Source organism: Absicoccus porci (genome assembly GCF_003725415.1).
Classification (GTDB): domain Bacteria; phylum Bacillota_I; class Bacilli_A; order Erysipelotrichales; family Erysipelotrichaceae; genus Absicoccus; species Absicoccus porci.
This window is the reverse complement of record NZ_RJQC01000003.1, coordinates 224,446-240,992: the sequence shown is the minus strand read 5'-3', so window position 1 is coordinate 240,992 and position 16,547 is coordinate 224,446. Positions and strand designations below refer to the sequence as shown.

The 16,547-nt window shown below is 37.8% G+C and carries 15 protein-coding genes and 1 tRNA gene; 3 read left to right on the top strand and 13 right to left on the bottom strand.

Going from position 1 to position 16,547, the window contains the following annotated elements:
* Positions 1–139: 139 nt before the first annotated feature.
* The gene (locus EDX97_RS09245; protein ID WP_128520874.1) at positions 140–1,090 is read left to right on the top strand and encodes a biotin--[acetyl-CoA-carboxylase] ligase; all 951 of its coding nucleotides are present in this window, start codon (positions 140–142) and stop codon (positions 1,088–1,090) included.
* On the opposite strand, the gene EDX97_RS09240 is transcribed toward EDX97_RS09245, so the two are convergent.
* Positions 1,055–1,588 (bottom strand): biotin transporter BioY, encoded by a 534-nt coding sequence (locus tag EDX97_RS09240; RefSeq protein ID WP_128520873.1) that lies wholly within the window; start codon positions 1,586–1,588, stop codon positions 1,055–1,057. The genes EDX97_RS09245 and EDX97_RS09240 overlap by 36 nt on opposite strands.
* A gap of 123 nt (positions 1,589–1,711) precedes the next feature.
* On the opposite strand from EDX97_RS09240, the gene EDX97_RS09235 reads away from it, so the two are divergent.
* A complete protein-coding gene (locus EDX97_RS09235; RefSeq protein ID WP_128520872.1) occupies positions 1,712–3,241 on the top strand; it encodes an L-lactate permease in 1,530 nt (509 codons plus the stop codon).
* A 55-nt stretch (positions 3,242–3,296) separates the two neighbouring features.
* On the opposite strand, the gene galE is transcribed toward EDX97_RS09235, so the two are convergent.
* The 11 genes from galE to EDX97_RS09180 all read right to left on the bottom strand — a co-directional run bounded on the left by galE (position 3,297) and on the right by EDX97_RS09180 (position 14,612).
* Positions 3,297–4,313 carry a UDP-glucose 4-epimerase GalE gene (galE, locus tag EDX97_RS09230; RefSeq protein WP_128520871.1) on the bottom strand — a complete coding sequence of 339 codons (1,017 nt, stop codon included), beginning with the start codon at positions 4,311–4,313 and terminating at the stop codon, positions 3,297–3,299.
* Between the two features lie 23 nt (positions 4,314–4,336).
* The gene (locus EDX97_RS09225; protein ID WP_183164331.1) at positions 4,337–4,834 is read right to left on the bottom strand and encodes a CpXC domain-containing protein; all 498 of its coding nucleotides are present in this window, start codon (positions 4,832–4,834) and stop codon (positions 4,337–4,339) included.
* On the bottom strand, positions 4,831–6,588 hold the full coding sequence (locus EDX97_RS09220; protein WP_128520869.1) for an aminopeptidase P family protein: 1,758 nt from the start codon (positions 6,586–6,588) through the stop codon (positions 4,831–4,833). Before EDX97_RS09220 ends, EDX97_RS09225 begins: the two co-directional genes overlap by 4 nt.
* 12 nt (positions 6,589–6,600) lie before the next feature.
* Entirely contained in the window at positions 6,601–7,287 is a 687-nt protein-coding gene (locus EDX97_RS09215) for a hypothetical protein (protein WP_128520868.1), read from the bottom strand.
* A 34-nt stretch (positions 7,288–7,321) separates the two neighbouring features.
* Positions 7,322–8,098, bottom strand: coding sequence for a mechanosensitive ion channel family protein (locus EDX97_RS09210; protein ID WP_128520867.1), 777 nt, complete (start codon positions 8,096–8,098; stop codon positions 7,322–7,324).
* 52 nt (positions 8,099–8,150) lie between these two features.
* A tRNA-Gln gene (locus EDX97_RS09205) sits at positions 8,151–8,226 on the bottom strand.
* 73 nt (positions 8,227–8,299) lie between these two features.
* The gene (locus EDX97_RS09200) at positions 8,300–9,226 is read right to left on the bottom strand and encodes a DHH family phosphoesterase (protein WP_128520866.1); all 927 of its coding nucleotides are present in this window, start codon (positions 9,224–9,226) and stop codon (positions 8,300–8,302) included.
* Entirely contained in the window at positions 9,216–10,424 is a 1,209-nt protein-coding gene (locus EDX97_RS09195) for an acetate/propionate family kinase (RefSeq protein WP_128520865.1), read from the bottom strand. Before EDX97_RS09195 ends, EDX97_RS09200 begins: the two co-directional genes overlap by 11 nt.
* A 10-nt stretch (positions 10,425–10,434) precedes the next feature.
* Positions 10,435–10,716, bottom strand: coding sequence for a sigma factor-like helix-turn-helix DNA-binding protein (locus EDX97_RS09190; RefSeq protein WP_128520864.1), 282 nt, complete (start codon positions 10,714–10,716; stop codon positions 10,435–10,437).
* On the bottom strand, positions 10,709–11,674 hold the full coding sequence (ftsY, locus tag EDX97_RS09185) for a signal recognition particle-docking protein FtsY (protein WP_128520863.1): 966 nt from the start codon (positions 11,672–11,674) through the stop codon (positions 10,709–10,711). Before ftsY ends, EDX97_RS09190 begins: the two co-directional genes overlap by 8 nt.
* Positions 11,646–14,612, bottom strand: coding sequence for a chromosome segregation protein SMC (locus EDX97_RS09180; RefSeq protein ID WP_128520862.1), 2,967 nt, complete (start codon positions 14,610–14,612; stop codon positions 11,646–11,648). The genes ftsY and EDX97_RS09180 overlap by 29 nt, the downstream gene beginning before the upstream one ends.
* 144 nt (positions 14,613–14,756) lie before the next feature.
* On the opposite strand from EDX97_RS09180, the gene trhA reads away from it, so the two are divergent.
* Positions 14,757–15,419: a PAQR family membrane homeostasis protein TrhA gene (gene trhA / locus EDX97_RS09175; RefSeq protein ID WP_128520861.1), complete on the top strand. Its 663-nt coding sequence runs from the start codon at positions 14,757–14,759 to the stop codon at positions 15,417–15,419.
* 53 nt (positions 15,420–15,472) lie between these two features.
* Here trhA and rseP read toward each other — a convergent pair whose 3' ends face one another.
* On the bottom strand, positions 15,473–16,546 hold the full coding sequence (gene rseP / locus EDX97_RS09170) for an RIP metalloprotease RseP (RefSeq protein ID WP_128520860.1): 1,074 nt from the start codon (positions 16,544–16,546) through the stop codon (positions 15,473–15,475).
* Position 16,547 lies beyond the last annotated feature (1 nt).

The following is a 16,547-nucleotide window of genomic DNA, read 5'->3' as shown; positions in this document are numbered from 1 at the left end:
CCCCTTTGCTTTCAAATCTCACCTAAGATTTCAAAAGCTACATCTATATTTTGATCCCCTTTAATGTAGTTTATTTTATCTCAAAATGTAATATTTTTCAATATATTGAAACATTTTTGAAACATGATATCCTGATACTATGAAATTAAAACAAAAAATCTTGATGGATTTCCTCGCAAATCCATCACAAACCCTATCTGGACAACAACTATGTGAAAAATATGCCGTTAGCCGAACGGCCGTATGGAAAGCCATTCAATCATTAAAACAAGATGGCTATGAAATAGAAGCGACACCCCATGCTGGGTATCATTTCATCAAAGATATAGATGCACTCGATGCAGCACGTATTCAATACTATATACCTGATGTACCAGTCATCGTATTTGATTCCATCGATTCAACAAACAACTATGCAAAACGTCTATTGATGGAAAAAGAAGTACAAGAAGGAACGATGATCGTTGCGAACCAACAAACCGCTGGACGAGGAAGACAAGGTCATTCCTTTTATTCTCCAGCCGATACAGGACTTTATTTATCAATCATTTTAAGACCTTATGCTTTGACTCAAAATGTTTTGAAAATCACCTTGGCCGCAGCAGTTGCGACATGTGAAGCCATCGAAGAAATCAGCTCGGTTTCTTGTCAAATTAAATGGGTCAATGATTTATTTGTAGGTCATCAAAAAGTATGTGGCATCCTTACCGAAGCAACTGCGAATTTTGAGATGCAACAAATTGAATCCATTATTGTAGGCATTGGTATCAATTGTAAGACCATGACCTTTCCCGAAGAAATTACTCATATTGCCGGCTCCTTAAATGTAGATACAATCGATCGTAATCATCTTTCTGCATTGATTTGGCAACATTTAATGAAATGGATTCAACATCTAAATGATAAAAAATTAATGGATGCCTATCGTTCAAGATCTCTATTGATAGGAAAAACCATTACCTATACATGGCAAAATGAAACAAGAACAGGTATCGCCATTGATATCAATGAAGATGGTCAATTGGTCGTTCAAACCAAAGATCAAATTCAAATATTACACTCGGGTGAAGTTTCGATTCAAAAATGGTAATGACTTCCACAAAATAGGACTAAGGATGGCAACGACGACCATCTTACAAACATCTCCAGGAATAAATGGTAAAACACACCATGTCAAAGCAGCCATTATTGTGCTTTGGGAAACAATCAAAAACCATAGAATCCCAAATGCATATAAACATACGTTGCCAATGATCATCCCCACAATCAAGCGAGAAACAGTTTGATTGCATTTACCTACTACAAAGACTAAGATCAAATATCCAATCAAAAAACCACCTGAAGGCCCTAAAATATGCCCAATGCCCGCGGTATATCCTGCAAATACGGGAATACCAATACATCCTAATAATAAATAAATCAATACGCTCCATGCCCCTTTTTTCCATCCTAAAAGACTACCACAAAGCATAACGATACAAGTCGCTAAAGAAATAGGTACACCACCAGCTAAAGGAATCGCCAAAGGAGCTAATAATCCCATGATAGCTGCCATCAATGCACATTGTATCCAATCTTTATTTGTCATATTGTTAACCTCTCTAAAAATTAAGTTAACATTATTTGTGAAAATATCAAAGGACTTTTTAAATTTTTAATAGTCAACCTCGCTAAAATAAGGTATTCTTTATTCGATAGAGAGGGAAAGGTTATGTCATTTATCTATTTTATCTTAGCTTTATTACCTATTATTTGGTTAACTGTTGCTCTAATGGGACTAAAAATACCAACCTTCAAAGCCGCATTTGGCTCCTTGGTCATTTCCCTAGTTTTGGCCATCTTTCTTTGGCATTCACCAACTGGTTACGTATTCAGCGCCGCACTGGAAGGCATTCTAATGGCTATATGGCCAATCATTTTAGTCATCATCGCCGCCGTATTTACATATAACTTATGTTGTGAAACAAAAGGCATGGATATCATCAAACAAATGATCACATCCGTATCCAATGATAAACGAATTCTGGTCTTGTTGATTGCTTGGTGCTTTGGTGGTTTTATGGAAGGTATGGCCGGATTTGGAACAGCCATCGCCATTCCCGCTTCTATGCTTGTATCTTTAGGCTTTGGCCCTTTATTCTCTTGTTTAGTTTGTTTAATTGCCAATGGAACACCAACTCCATTCGGATCCATTGGTATCCCTACCAATACCCTTGCGAATTTAGTTGGTTTACAAAATACCGGACTATCCTTTATGACAACATTGCAGCTATCGCCATTCATGTTAATTTGTCCATTTTTGATTGTCATCGTTACTGGAAAAGGTGTAAAAGCATTAAAAGGGGTCACTGGATTGACCCTGGCTTCGGGCTTATCATTTGTGATTCCCCAATTGATTGTTGCCAAATTCGTTGGAGCTGAATTAGCTGTTGTCGTTGGTAGTGTTTGTTCCTTGCTTGTAACGATTGCTTTAGCCATTAAAAAACCAACAAATCCAGATTACGAGATTCAATTGGAAAAAGCGGAACCCATTGATGCAAAAAAAGCTTTTCGTGCTTGGTCACCTTTTATTTTCATCTTTATTTTCTTGTTGCTGACAAGTGCACTAGTTATGCCTATTCATGAAGCATTGGCTCGATTCTCCAGCCAAGTACAAATTTATCAAGGAAAAGACGCAGCAACATTAACATTCTCGTGGATCAATACACCTGGTGTTTGGATCTTCTTATCGGCTATTTTAGGCGGTTTGATTCAAAAAGCCTCTTGGAAAACCATGGGAAAAGTTTTAAAAGCAACCATTAAACAAATGTCGGAAACAATGATCACCATGTTATGTGTATTGGGATGTGCTAAAGTCATGGGATATGCTGGTATGATTGCTTCCATCTCATCCTTTGCAATTGCTGCAACTGGAAGCTTCTATCCACTCTTTGCCCCATGGATTGGTGCTTTAGGAACCTTTGTCACTGGTTCGGGAACCAATTCCGGTGTTTTATTTGGAGCTGTACAACTGGATGCTGCCAAACATCTTCATGTTGATTCATACTGGATGGTTGCTCTAAACTCCCTTGGTGTTGCAGCTGGAAAGATGTTATCACCACAATCTTTGGCTATCGGTCTATCCAGCGTAAACGCAAAAGGACAAGATTCCAAATTATTATCAATGATTCTGCCTTATGGACTGGTTTTCTTAATTGCCATGTCTATTCTTGCCTATGTTGGCACGATCTTATTTGGTTAAATTTTAACGGCTTCGGCCGTTTTTTTTATTGTGCAAAAAAAGATTGGTTGCCCGATCAATCATTATATCCATTTGGATTTTTGGTTTGCCAATTCCAACTGGAACGACACATATCATCCAGATCATATTGTGCATGCCAACCAAGTTCTTTATTGGCCAAATCACAATTTGAATAACACATGGCAATATCGCCATCACGACGTGGTTTAATAACATATGGAATCGGATGACCACAAGCTTTTTCAAAAGCATGGATCACATCCAATACACTATATCCTTTCCCTGTACCTAAGTTATACACTTTGACACCGGGTTTTTCCCACAATTTATTTAAAGCCGCAACATGTCCGCGAGCTAGATCCACAACATGAATATAATCACGTACGCCTGTGCCATCTGGTGTATCATAATCATTGCCAAAAACACCCACTTCTTTTAATTTTCCAATGGCCACTTGTGCCACATAAGGCAACAAGTTATTTGGGATACCTTTTGGATCTTCCCCAATCAAACCACTTTCATGAGCACCAATTGGATTAAAATAACGTAACAATAAGATATTCCATTCCGCATCGGCCGTATGCAAATCTGTCAATACTTGTTCCAACATCCACTTGGTCCAACCATATGGATTGGTACACATACCTTTTGGACAGTTTTCCGTAATCGGCATTTCCTTCGGTTCTCCATAAACCGTGGCACTGGAAGAAAAAATTAAATTCTTCACATGATGTTTCTGCATTTGATCAACAAGAATCAAAGTACCTTCAATATTGGTATGATAATATTCAATAGGTTTATGCACCGATTCGCCAACCGCTTTTAATCCTGCAAAATGAATGACACCATCAATATCTTGCTCATCAAACAATCTTTGAACAGCCTCTTTGTCCGTAATATCGATTTCATAAAAAATCACACTTTTATTTGTGATTTGTTCAATTCGATCCACAGCTTTACGATTAGAATTATATAAATTATCAAGAATGACGACTTCATAACCCGCATTCAATAATTCTACACACGTATGAGACCCAATATATCCGGCCCCACCAGTAACCAAAATTTTCATGTTTCTCAACCTCTCAAATTACTTCAACACTTCTTAACAATATCATAGATTTCCGTATTCTTCAATCGTATCGCCATCGGCTGATCATCGACAATAAACCAAAGACAATGCGATTGATCATCATACGTATCAAATATTGCTTTTTTATGCGTATACTGTTCCAATTGTTGTTTTTTTTGTAGAACCAAACGTACATTTAAATTCCTTGATAACACCCGAAAACAAAACAAAAATTGTAAGGCATTCTGACAATGTATGACTACCTCATCCGGTGGAAGATTCTCAATATGTTTTTGTTGGGACAAAACTAAAATGTATTTCTTCTTTGGATCTCGATACAAAAAAGGTTGTTCCAAATAGTAAAGCTTATGACAATGGGAACATTGATGCGTAAAATACGTTCCCTCTTCCAGTCTTTGATCAATTTGTGGATTCATACCTGCAATCACAAAGGTATCCCGTTTGATTTCAAAAGTATGTCCACAATAGGGACACGAAGAAGGAATCATTCGCTCTTTCATCGAATCAATGGACGACAGGCATGCGCCAACCATTGTCGTTGTTGTTCATTCAGATACGGACTCACTTTTTCATACACTTTCGCATGATAGGCATTTAACCAAGCCACTTCAGCCGGTTCCATTTCATCAACATCCAATCCATCTACATCGAAAGGAACCCATGTTAATGGTTCAAAGCCCATAAATTGACCATACGCATTTTTGTCTAAATTCACAGCTAACACTTCGTTTTCATGACGAATACCAAATTGTCCTTCAATATAGATACCCGGCTCATCACTTGTGATCATGCCCGCTTCAAAAGGAGTATATGCTTGTTGCCAACGAATCACATTCGGCCCTTCATGCACACTTAAGACATGACCCACTCCATGACCTGTACCGTGTTTAAAATCCAAAGAATGCTTCCATAATGGTTGACGTGCAATCATATCCAATTGTTCCCCCGTACAACCATAGAGCCATGTCGCTTGTTCCAAACGAATATGACATTGCAAAGCCCAAGTAAAACACTTTCTTTCATACTCCGTGATCTCACCTAATACAAAAGTTCGTGTAATATCGGTTGTTCCTTGGTAATAATGACCACCACTATCAACCATAAACAATCCTTCTGGCTGCAACGGTACATCCGTCTCTGGACTGGATTGATAATGGACAATGGCACCATGTTCTTTATAAGCAGCAATGGTCGCAAAGCTATCTTCGATAAAATCCGCTTGTGATGCTCTAAGATCATGCAGTTTTTGGGCTGCTGACATTTCACTCATTGGTATTTTGCCAACATTTGTTTTTAACCAATACATAAATTGCGTCATCGCAATCGCATCTTTTAAATGTGCATGCTTGGTTTGTTCAATCTCTACCTCGTTTTTGCAAGCCTTCATTAATTCAATTGGATTTTCTTCTTCTTCAATATCGGCCTCAATAAAACGATATAAAGTGGAATTAATTGTATATGGATCCACCGATACGGTTCCAGTTAATGTTTGAACATCTGTATATATCGCATCATATGGTCGAATGGTAACATGGTTTTTCGCAAAAAGTTCACGACTTGTTGCATCTAGACGAGAATCATCAATATAAATCGATGCCTTGTCTTGACTGACAATCGCATACGCCATAGCGACAGGAAAAGACGGAATATCATGAGCACGTAAATTAAATAGCCAAGCCACTTGATCCACTTTGGTGATCATTAAATGATCAGCTGAAAGAATATCTCGAACAGCCGCTATTTTTTCAACCATTGTCTTGCCTGCATATTGCTTCTCAAAATGAAAAGTCGATGTATGCGGTAAAACAGGACGATCCTTCCAAATGCGATCCACTAGATCTAAATCTGTTTTCAGGATCAAATCCTTCTTATCAAACGCTTCTTCATAGATTTCGACCATTGCTTCGCTAAATAAGCGACCATCAAAGCCAACCACACTGCCTGAAGACAAATGATCCACAATATATGATGAAATGGAAGGCGTACCTTCCACACCCATTTTCATCAAATCAATGCCAGAACCAGCCAATTGATCTTTCGCTTGAATAAAATAACGACCATCTGTCCAAAGAGCCGCTTGATCAAGACCAACCACAAGAGTACCGGCACTTCCCGTAAAACCGGAAAGATAGGAACGCGACATAAAATGAGAACAAACGTACTCGGTATCATGATCATCACTAGTTGGAACAATATAAGCTTGTATATTTTCCTTTTTCATTTCCTGACGCAATGCATCTAATTTTTTATTCATCTTTTCACTTCCTTACAAATAATAAGCTAACGCAATGATTCTATATCCACCATAACCGAGTCCAATCGAAAGAATAGATACAAAAATCACTTTGATCCAAAAAAAGATCATATTATCCGCTTTAAAGCTATTTTCTAAACGCATATATTTAAATTGTGCCCAGACCAAATAAAATGTATAAAACATCACTAGGCCCGATAAAATAACGGACACCCATTCATAATGGCGAACATAATAGAAAAAAGAAGAAGTTTCGTTTTTTTGAAGAGATTGAAGAAAGACCGGTAAATCTTTCATGATTTGATGTCCGTTCAAAAGACCAATCGCACTACAATAGGCAATGGCACACATTGTAAATATGGCTAAAATCAATGAAATTTGTTTCTTCTTGGAATATGTTTGACTAATACGATAAGTCTGACTCATTAAAATCAAAAAACTTATGCCGAAAAGAATGGTATACAGAAGTAGAAAATACTGGGGAATCTTCCAATACAAGCAACAAAAAACGAGACATAAAAATAATATAAAATTTCCCAATGTATCTGTCTGATCATGTCGTCGTTTGATTGTACGAATTCCAAAATGTCCAAACGATAGATGGGCTGCAAACCATTGTTGGACTGTTGTAGGTAACAAACAGAATACAACGGCAATGGCTGCCAAAACCACTAGGACAATAAAATCAATGATTTCCATATAGCTCTCCCTATTAAGGGTATTGTAAAATAAATTAATTCACTTGTCCATGAACGATAACAGTTTGACTTGGTAAATTAATTTCCGCTTTGATGCGAGCTTCCTGTAATCGTTTTTTCAAATCGGCTTCTGCTTTTGGATACCGATCACTATGCACGGCACAATAAATTCCTAAACGAAAACCAGATTCTAAGCTATCGATTCGAACATCCATCTCTTCATTTTGAATCACATCTGGATCTTCTCGCATCACTTGATAAAACGTTGCTTGGACTTTTTCTGTATCCACGCCTGCACTTAATGTCATGGGAATATGAATAAAAACCTTTCCATCTTTTGAATAATTCGTGATCGTATTCTCAACCAATTTGGAATTTGGAATGATAACTTCGGTATGACTAACAGTTTCCATCACAGTATACATAATTTCAATGCGTTGAATGGTTCCTTCATGATCCAAAACTTTCACAAAATCACCAACTAAAAAAGGACGTGTAAAAATGATTTGCATACCACCCGCTACATCGGCCATATTCGATCGTAAGGCTAAGGAAATACCTAAGGTACAAGCTGAAAAAGCACCAACGATCACATTGGAATTGACCCCTAATTGTTCTAAGATCATAACAATGACCATGATCTTGATCAATAAAGAGGCTGCCGAAGCTAAAAAAGTAACTGCTCCTTGATCTGGGCTTTTACCAATCAAACGCAAGATCAATGATTTTACAAAACGTGAAACAATCCATCCAACAATAAGAATGATCAATATCGTAATGCCTTTTTGTATCCATGTATTGATTTCAAACATAAGAACTCCTTTATAAAAAATACCGAGCCTTCTGACTCGGTTTATTGTATTGTGGCTGGGGTAACTGGATTCGAACCAGTGAAATGGCAGATTCAGAGTCTGCTGCCTTACCGCTTGGCTATACCCCAATGTGCCATTTAATCTTACAATCTTTCCCTTTATTTGGCAAGCACTTTTCAAAAAAGGGGCACACAAGGTGCCCTATTCTAAACTGAGTTGTTTTAATTGTTTGACGATTTCATCTACTTGTTCACGTGTTAAATTTTTTATCCCGGCTGCACACACATGACCACCGCCATGAAAGGCTGTCGCAATTTGACGTACATCTTTCCTTTTGGAACGTAAAGAAGCAGCATAATGTATGCCATCTTCCATTCGGGTAAATAATCCCCAACATGTGATTTCTCGTATACCAGATAAGACATACACTTTTTCTTTGGCTTGAGAAAACGTCAAAGGTGCATAATCTTCAGGTTCCATAATGGCAACGAAAGCATTTCCTTCACGTGTTGCTTTTTCGCGAACTTTTGTTTCATAGGCATAATCGGAATAATTTGTCGCAAAATTATCTTCTTCACATTGAATGACATCCACACCTTGACCAATCAGATAACCAGCCGCTTTCATGGTTTCTGGTCGTACCGTTCCAATCGTAAAACGAATAGAATCCGCAATCAACCCACTATACAACATTTGTGCGGCAGACTTTGGAATCGAAATATGTAGAGCATCCAATCCCAAAGCTAATAGTTCACAAGTGGCCGTTGCTTTTTCATCAATATATTCGATATCACAAAAATGCTCCACTGGTACGTGATGGTCAATACGAATCGATGCCGAAGCCAATTGATATCGTTGATCATCCACTCGAGCTGCATTGGACGTATCTAAAATGATCGCAAGCGCACCATCAAACCAATCATCTTGGGCATGATCCATATCATTGACAAAATGACTAGCTGCTTCACTCATCCCCCCAAAAGCACGTACATCTTTTTTTGGGTATTGTGTTTCAATAATGGTTTTGAATCCCAATTGGGAACCAATCGCATCCATATCCGGATATTCATGTCGAAAAAGTGCAATTTTATCGTGGGCATCAATCGCTTGAAGAATCTTATTTACCATTGGTATAGATCTTATATGCGTCGCGAGCAATGACTAATTCTTCATTGGTTGGAATTAGCCATACATCCACTTTCGAATCATCCGAACTTAATTTAGCTTCTTCCCCACGAATATAGAAGTTATTATCGGCTGGTACTTTTACTCCCATACATTTCAAACGATCACATACTTCTTGACGGATGATATCATTGTTTTCACCAACACCTGCACTAAATACAATGGCATCAGCTCCACCCATCAAGCCATAATAACCAGCAATTTGTTCAACAACACGAGACACATAAATCGAGAAAGTTAAAATAGCACGTGGATTTCCTTGTGCACTGGCCTCGATGACATCGCGCATATCACTCGAAATGCCACTGACACCTAATAAACCAGATTTCTTATTCAAGATCGTATCTAATTCTTCGGCCGTATAATGATATTTTCGCATCAAATAAACAACGATAGCTGGGTCGATATCACCACAACGAGTACCCATCATAATACCGCCTAATGGCGTAAATCCCATCGATACTTTAAATGCTTTTCCATTACGTACGGCAACAATACTTGCACCACCACCTAAGTGACACGTAATGATATTCATTTGATCCACTGGTTTTCCTTCGATTTCGGCCAATCGTTTCGTTAAATATTCATGCGAAATACCATGGGCACCATATCGACGAATATGGTCTTTTTCATAATATTCATAAGGAATTGGATAAATAAAGTTTTCTTCCGGCATGGTCTGGAAGAAAGCCGTATCAAATGAGAAACAATGTTCTGCATTTGGCAATGCTTTTCGTAATGAGCGCAAACCAACCAATGCACCCGGATTATGAAGTGGTGCTAACTCACATAATTCTTCCACTTTACTTTCCGACCATTCATCCACTGGAACAGAATGTGAAAAGTATTCACCACCATGGACAACACGATGACCTACAGCTTTGATATCGGCTAGACTATTTACGATTTTATGCTCGATCAACGCATTCATTAATTCTTCAACGGCTACACTGTGATCTTTGATTGGTAAAACTTTACTAATTTTTTCAGATTTTCCTTTCAATTTGATTCCGAAAATAGAATCTTCCATACCGATTCGTTCAATATTTCCTGACGCTAAAACGATTTCTTCTGGCATTTGAAAAACTTGAAATTTCAAAGAAGTGCTGCCAGCATTAACACTCATTACGATTATAGACATTGTTTTCCTCCTAAAATACATTCGTTATTTCATTATACTTTTTTTCTTGACATAATTGTATGATTTTATGTTTTTTTTGCACATAACCAATCACATGTTCATATTTTTCTAATTGTGCACTCGCCCGATGTACTGTATCCATGACACCTGCTCGACTGATGCCTAATTCTTCACTGATTTCGGTATAAGAAAGATCTTCCCCATAATACAACGATAAAATATCCTGTTGCCGTGCCGTCAATAATGGACCATAAATATCTAAATATTCATTAGCTTGTACATGATCAATCATGAAGATTCATTCCTTTAGTCATACCCATGATGTAACTAGCCACATCAAATGGTCGTAAATCTTCTGGTTTTTCGCCTAAACCCAAAAAACGGACAGGCAAATGCAACATATCATGAATGGATAGAACCACACCACCCTTAGCCGTACCATCCATTTTGGTTAAAACAATTCCGGTAACATGAGTGGCATCCAAAAAGACTTGCGCTTGACTGATACCATTTTGACCTGTTGTTGCATCCAATACCAACCATACTTCTTGCGGAGCCCCTTCAATTTCACGACCAATGACACGCGTCATTTTTTCTAATTCTTTCATTAAGTTCTTCTTGTTTTGCAGACGACCCGCTGTATCACCAATTAAAATATCGATATCATTTTCTTTCGCATATCGACAAGCATCCACCAACACACTGCTTGGATCTTGTCCAGGTTTCCCCTTGATGCAAGGAACACCAATGCGTTGTGCCCATGTATCGATTTGATCAATGGCTCCCGCACGGAACGTATCAGCAGCAGCTACAGCTACTTTTTTCCCTAATGATTGATACAATTGCAACAATTTGGCACTCGTTGTCGTTTTTCCTGAACCATTGACACCTACCATTAAAATAACCGTAGGTCCATCTGGATTAAAATGGATGTATTCTTCGGGAACATCATCATAAAATTCATAAAGAATATAGATAAAGTAATCTTCCATCGAATCAAAATTCTTTAATTCATTGCTGTGTTCTTCAAAGGAGTCGACAATCTTTTGAGCCGTTTGAATACCCACATCCCCTTCGAGTAAGATTACCATCAATTCTTCCAACAAATCGTCATCGATACCATGAAAGTTATTCGATAAAGCCCGGATGCGATCACCAAAACTACGACGCGACTTATCTAATCCCTGCAAGTATTTATCCTTATCATCACTTTTACTAAATTTATCTTTGATTGATTGAAAGATTGCCATTCTCTTCTTCCTCCTTTTCAACAATATGCACAGCATCTCTTAATTCCACTTTCAACAATTGCGATACACCATCTTTTTGCATGGTTACTCCATATAAAGTATCACATTGTTCCATGGTTCCTGGACGATGGGTCACCACGATAAATTGACTCTGTCCACGGAAACGATCGAGATATTTTGCAAATCGTTCGACATTGGCCTGATCCAATGCGGCTTCGACTTCATCAAAAATGCACAACGGCATCGTTCTAGCTCTAAGAATGGAAAATAACACACTGATCGCAATCAATGCTTTTTCACCACCAGAGAACGTCTGAATATTTTTAACCATTTTTCCTGGCGGTTGTACATCAATATCAATACCTGTATGCAAAACATCATCCGGATCGACCATTGTCAATTTCGCATGACCACCACCAAATAACGCCTTAAAAACATCATCCAATTCATTGTTGATTTTATGGAACATATCCGTAAACTTCTCAATCACCGTCTGATCCATTTCGGCAATCGCATCTAAGATTTGTTGCGAGGCATTTTCTAAATCTTCTTTTTGTTTGGACATGAACGTAAATCGTTCCGATAGTTCCGCATATTCTTGTGGTGCATCCAAATTCACATTGCCTAGACTTTTGATCTTTTGACGTAAACAAACCACTTCGTCTTTGGCTTGTTCGATATCCATAGAAAGATCTTCATATTGGCTTTTCGCGTATTCATACGTCATTTGGTAATCCGTATTTAATCGCATCAAATCATTATCCATCTGTGTTTGTTTCTTGGTTTGGTCCACATCCAATTGATGAATTTCACTCTGCAATGCATTCATCAATCGACGAATTTTTCGTACATCATTTTCTTTTTCTTCGACTTGTTGACCGATTTGATAGCGACGTTGCCTTTGTGCCTGCATCTGTTCGGTTAAAGAATCAATATGTGCATGCATTTTAGACATTTCGATGACCAATTCATCTTCCAATCCACTGGTCGCATTCTCTTCTAAATCACCCAGTTGACCATATTCATCTTTCAAGGATGCATATTTTTGTTTTTTTACTTCATATACATTTTCTAATTTTCCTATTGAAACTTTTAGATCCACAATCGAATTTGTATAGTCATCATCCGCTTGCTTATATTTGTTTTCTTTTTGAATAAGTGCATCAAGATTGGCCTTCGCTTCGGTCAATTTTTTTGTAATCGTTGTCATTTCTTGTTTCAAGGTAACCGGTGAACTTTGATTCTTGCCACGTCCACCAGTCATGGATCCACCTGGATGCACAATTTCACCATCTAAAGTAACGATCTTCACCCGATGATTCAATCGTTTCGCACATTCATTCGCATGCTCCAATGTATCCATGACAATGACATGACCCAATAAGGAATCACGAACCATTTCATAGCGTGGATCACATTGGACACAGCCATTCGCAAAATCAATAAAACCTTCACAAGAAGTAGCAATAAATTGTTGTTGCTGATTCAATGGACGAGGTCTACATACTGTCATGGGTAAGAATGTAGCTCTTCCGGAACGATTTCGTTTTAAGAAACCAATGGCTGCACGAGCACTCACCTCATTATCGGTAACGATTTGATACTGTGTACCACCTAAGGCTGCTTGAATGGCTTGTCCCATTTGATCTTTCGCAACCAATAACTCCGATATGACCCCTTCAATACCCGACAAAGATGATTTTGCAGCAACGATGGCTCGAACACCTGCTTGATGTTGATACGGTTGTGCTAACATATTGCTTACGATTTGTTGGCGATTGTCCAATTGTTGATACATACGATTGGCTTGTTCTCTTTGCGAAGTACAACGATACAAATCTTGTCTTGTTTGTTCCTGCTTTTTGAGCAACAAATCATATTGTGTTTGCATTGCTTCCAAACGAGACTTTCGATCTTCATATTCATAACGGGCTTCCGCTAAAATTTGTTCCAATTGGTGTTTTCGTTCTTCTTGATCGGCTTGCGATAACGCATACTTTCTTTTTTCATCCAATTCGATCTTACGTTTTTCTAACTGGACAGATTGATTCATTGCTTGGGTATATTCCCCTTGCAAGGTATGGATCGTCGCATCCAATTGATACATTTGTTTCCGAGCCGCTTCAATTTCTGTATCCAAATTTGTTAATTGGGTATCATAAGAAATCAGATCGGATCGTTTCATATCAATTTGTGTTTTTAGTTCCTGCAGTTGTTCATGGTAAGAACCAATTTCATGCACCAACACATTGATTTCAATCTTTGATAAGGAATCCCGATATGATAGATATTTCTGTGCTTTATCTGCTTGTCGTTTTAACGGTACCAACTGATGCTCAATCTCATCCATGATATCTTGGACACGATCTAGATTATCTTTGGTTTTTTCAAGCTTTCGTAAAGAAACTTGTTTTCTTTTCTTATATTTGGCTACTCCTGCCGCTTCTTCAAATAAAGAACGACGATCCTCGGGTTTCGCATCCGCAAAAGCGGAAATATTACCTTGCGTAATAATGCTCAAAGAATCGCGTCCCAATCCGGTATCCATCACCAGATCATTGATATCTTTCAATCGACAAGGAGTTTTATTGATGAAATAACTGGCTTCATTATTGGCTCTTTCTAATTGTCGAGTGATTTCAATTTCATCAAAATCAGAATCAAAAATATGTTGTGTATTATCAAAAACCAAAGAAACTTTGGCTAAATTGACCGGTTTGCGATATTTACTACCAGAAAAAATAATATCCGACATACTACTGCCGGAACGAAGTGATTTGATGCTTTGCTCACCCAAGACCCAACGGATAGCATCGTTGATATTGCTTTTACCACAACCATTTGGTCCGACGATCCCGGTAATGTCATGATCAAATTGAATGACGGTTTTATCCGCAAAGCTCTTAAATCCTTGTAGTTCAATTCGTTTTAAAAACATGGGCATACACTCCAAACGATATCATTATACACTATCTCCCGTTTGTTAGCTATAGAATCACTAATGCGTTATTATCTAGTTTTCAATACTAGATATATTGACTTTTATTTCTAGATAATTTAAAATACGCTTGAAGGTGATAATATGCAACAAAAAAGTAATGATATGGCGCATCCATTTAAACTAACTTTTGGTGAAGAAACGGCCAATGCCATCAGTCATGGTGTCATGTGGATCTTATTATTAGGGGCTTTACCTTATTATGCCATTCGATCTTATACAATTGGTGGTCCAAAATATGCACTCGGTACGAGTATTTTCATTATTTGTTTATTTCTCATGTTTTTAGGGTCTAGTCTCTATCATATTGCTCCCTATGATACAACCTATAAATATGTATTTCGTAAATTAGATCACATCATGATCTTGTTAGCCATAGCTGGAACGTATACGCCAGTTTGTATGGTATTGCTTGATAATACAATTGGTTATGTCCTATTGATCATTGAATGGGTCATGGCATTAGCTGGCATTTTATTAAAGGCCATCTCAAATAAAGCACATATGAAATTATCCATGACAATCTATATGGTCATGGGATGGCTAGCAGTGATCATGTTACCAACTCTTTTACAAAAAGCATCTCTTGCTTTTTTTGGTATGATCTTATTAGGTGGTGTCATGTACTCCATTGGTGCTATATTCTATAGTCATCCAGAAAAGAAATATTTTCATTTCATTTGGCATTTATTCATTGTGTTTGCTTCCATTTGTCACATGATTGCCATTTTGTATCTTATGATTTAGAAGACTGCGGTCTTCTTTTTTTTTGTGCCAATGAAAAAACCAGGTTTCCCTGGTTAGATTATACGAACAATATCATTGTATGTCGCAAACACAAAAAGCATCATCAACAACGCAAAACTGACCATAATGATTTTTTCAACCACTTGTTGATTGACCTTGCGACGAAAGATAGCTTCGATCAATGTAATCAATACACGTCCGCCATCTAAAGCTGGAATCGGAATCGCATTAAAAATACCAATATTCAATGAAATCATGGCGAATAAAGACAAATAAGCCAATACGCCCATTTGTGTTGTTCGACTCGTTACACTAAATATACCGACCGGACCGGAAAGGTTTTCATAACCTTGGCCATGAATCAACATATTCAAAGACTGAAAAATGGCTGTACTCGATTCCGCAAAATCTTGAGTACCTACGCCAAATGCTTCATACCATTGTATATTTTTAGCATAAGCAATGGCCTGATAACCAATGGTGTAGATTGAATTTTCTTTATCATATTGTGGTTTAATTTGTGTTTCAAACGTGGATTGATCACGTCGAACTGTCAATATAATCGTATCATGATGATACTGCATCCATTCTAACAAATCATATTGCGTTTCTGGTTTAATGGATTCGGTGCCACTGGTTGCTTTTAGAATACGATCATCTTTTTGAAGGCCAGCTTGTTGGGCGGGTGAATTCTCTTGTATTTTATAAACAACCGGTTTTGCCGGTTCAACCACATACCCACGAGCCATGGCAACTCCCACAAAAATGACCCAAGCTAAAACCAGGTTCATAAATATACCGGCCAACATAATACAAATTTGTTGGGGCCAAGGTTTATGGTTTAGACGGCGATCGTCTGGTACATTTTTTAACCAGTCATCTTCTTGTTCATCTTGTGATCCATCTTCTTCTCCAGCCATCATGACATACCCACCAAAAGGGATAGCTCGAATGGAGAAAGTTGTTTCTTTACCTTTCTTCTGATAGAGTGCAGGACCCATACCAATAGAGAATTCATGACAATACACACCATAATGTCTTGCCACCATGAAATGTCCCCATTCATGAATGATCACGATCACACTCAGCATGAAGATAAAAGCAATAATACCAATAATCAGTTGCACA

What these genes read in the sequence shown, in the direction of transcription:
- EDX97_RS09245 (WP_128520874.1), top strand. Translation starts at nt 140, where the DNA reads ATGAAATTAAAACAAAAAATCTTGATGGATTTCCTCGCAAATCCATCA.
- EDX97_RS09240 (WP_128520873.1), bottom strand. Translation starts at nt 1,588, where the DNA reads ATGACAAATAAAGATTGGATACAATGTGCATTGATGGCAGCTATCATG.
- EDX97_RS09235 (WP_128520872.1), top strand. Translation starts at nt 1,712, where the DNA reads ATGTCATTTATCTATTTTATCTTAGCTTTATTACCTATTATTTGGTTA.
- galE (WP_128520871.1), bottom strand. Translation starts at nt 4,313, where the DNA reads ATGAAAATTTTGGTTACTGGTGGGGCCGGATATATTGGGTCTCATACG.
- EDX97_RS09225 (WP_183164331.1), bottom strand. Translation starts at nt 4,834, where the DNA reads ATGAAAGAGCGAATGATTCCTTCTTCGTGTCCCTATTGTGGACATACT.
- EDX97_RS09220 (WP_128520869.1), bottom strand. Translation starts at nt 6,588, where the DNA reads ATGAATAAAAAATTAGATGCATTGCGTCAGGAAATGAAAAAGGAAAAT.
- EDX97_RS09215 (WP_128520868.1), bottom strand. Translation starts at nt 7,287, where the DNA reads ATGGAAATCATTGATTTTATTGTCCTAGTGGTTTTGGCAGCCATTGCC.
- EDX97_RS09210 (WP_128520867.1), bottom strand. Translation starts at nt 8,098, where the DNA reads ATGTTTGAAATCAATACATGGATACAAAAAGGCATTACGATATTGATC.
- EDX97_RS09200 (WP_128520866.1), bottom strand. Translation starts at nt 9,226, where the DNA reads ATGGTAAATAAGATTCTTCAAGCGATTGATGCCCACGATAAAATTGCA.
- EDX97_RS09195 (WP_128520865.1), bottom strand. Translation starts at nt 10,424, where the DNA reads ATGTCTATAATCGTAATGAGTGTTAATGCTGGCAGCACTTCTTTGAAA.
- EDX97_RS09190 (WP_128520864.1), bottom strand. Translation starts at nt 10,716, where the DNA reads ATGATTGATCATGTACAAGCTAATGAATATTTAGATATTTATGGTCCA.
- ftsY (WP_128520863.1), bottom strand. Translation starts at nt 11,674, where the DNA reads ATGGCAATCTTTCAATCAATCAAAGATAAATTTAGTAAAAGTGATGAT.
- EDX97_RS09180 (WP_128520862.1), bottom strand. Translation starts at nt 14,612, where the DNA reads ATGTTTTTAAAACGAATTGAACTACAAGGATTTAAGAGCTTTGCGGAT.
- trhA (WP_128520861.1), top strand. Translation starts at nt 14,757, where the DNA reads ATGCAACAAAAAAGTAATGATATGGCGCATCCATTTAAACTAACTTTT.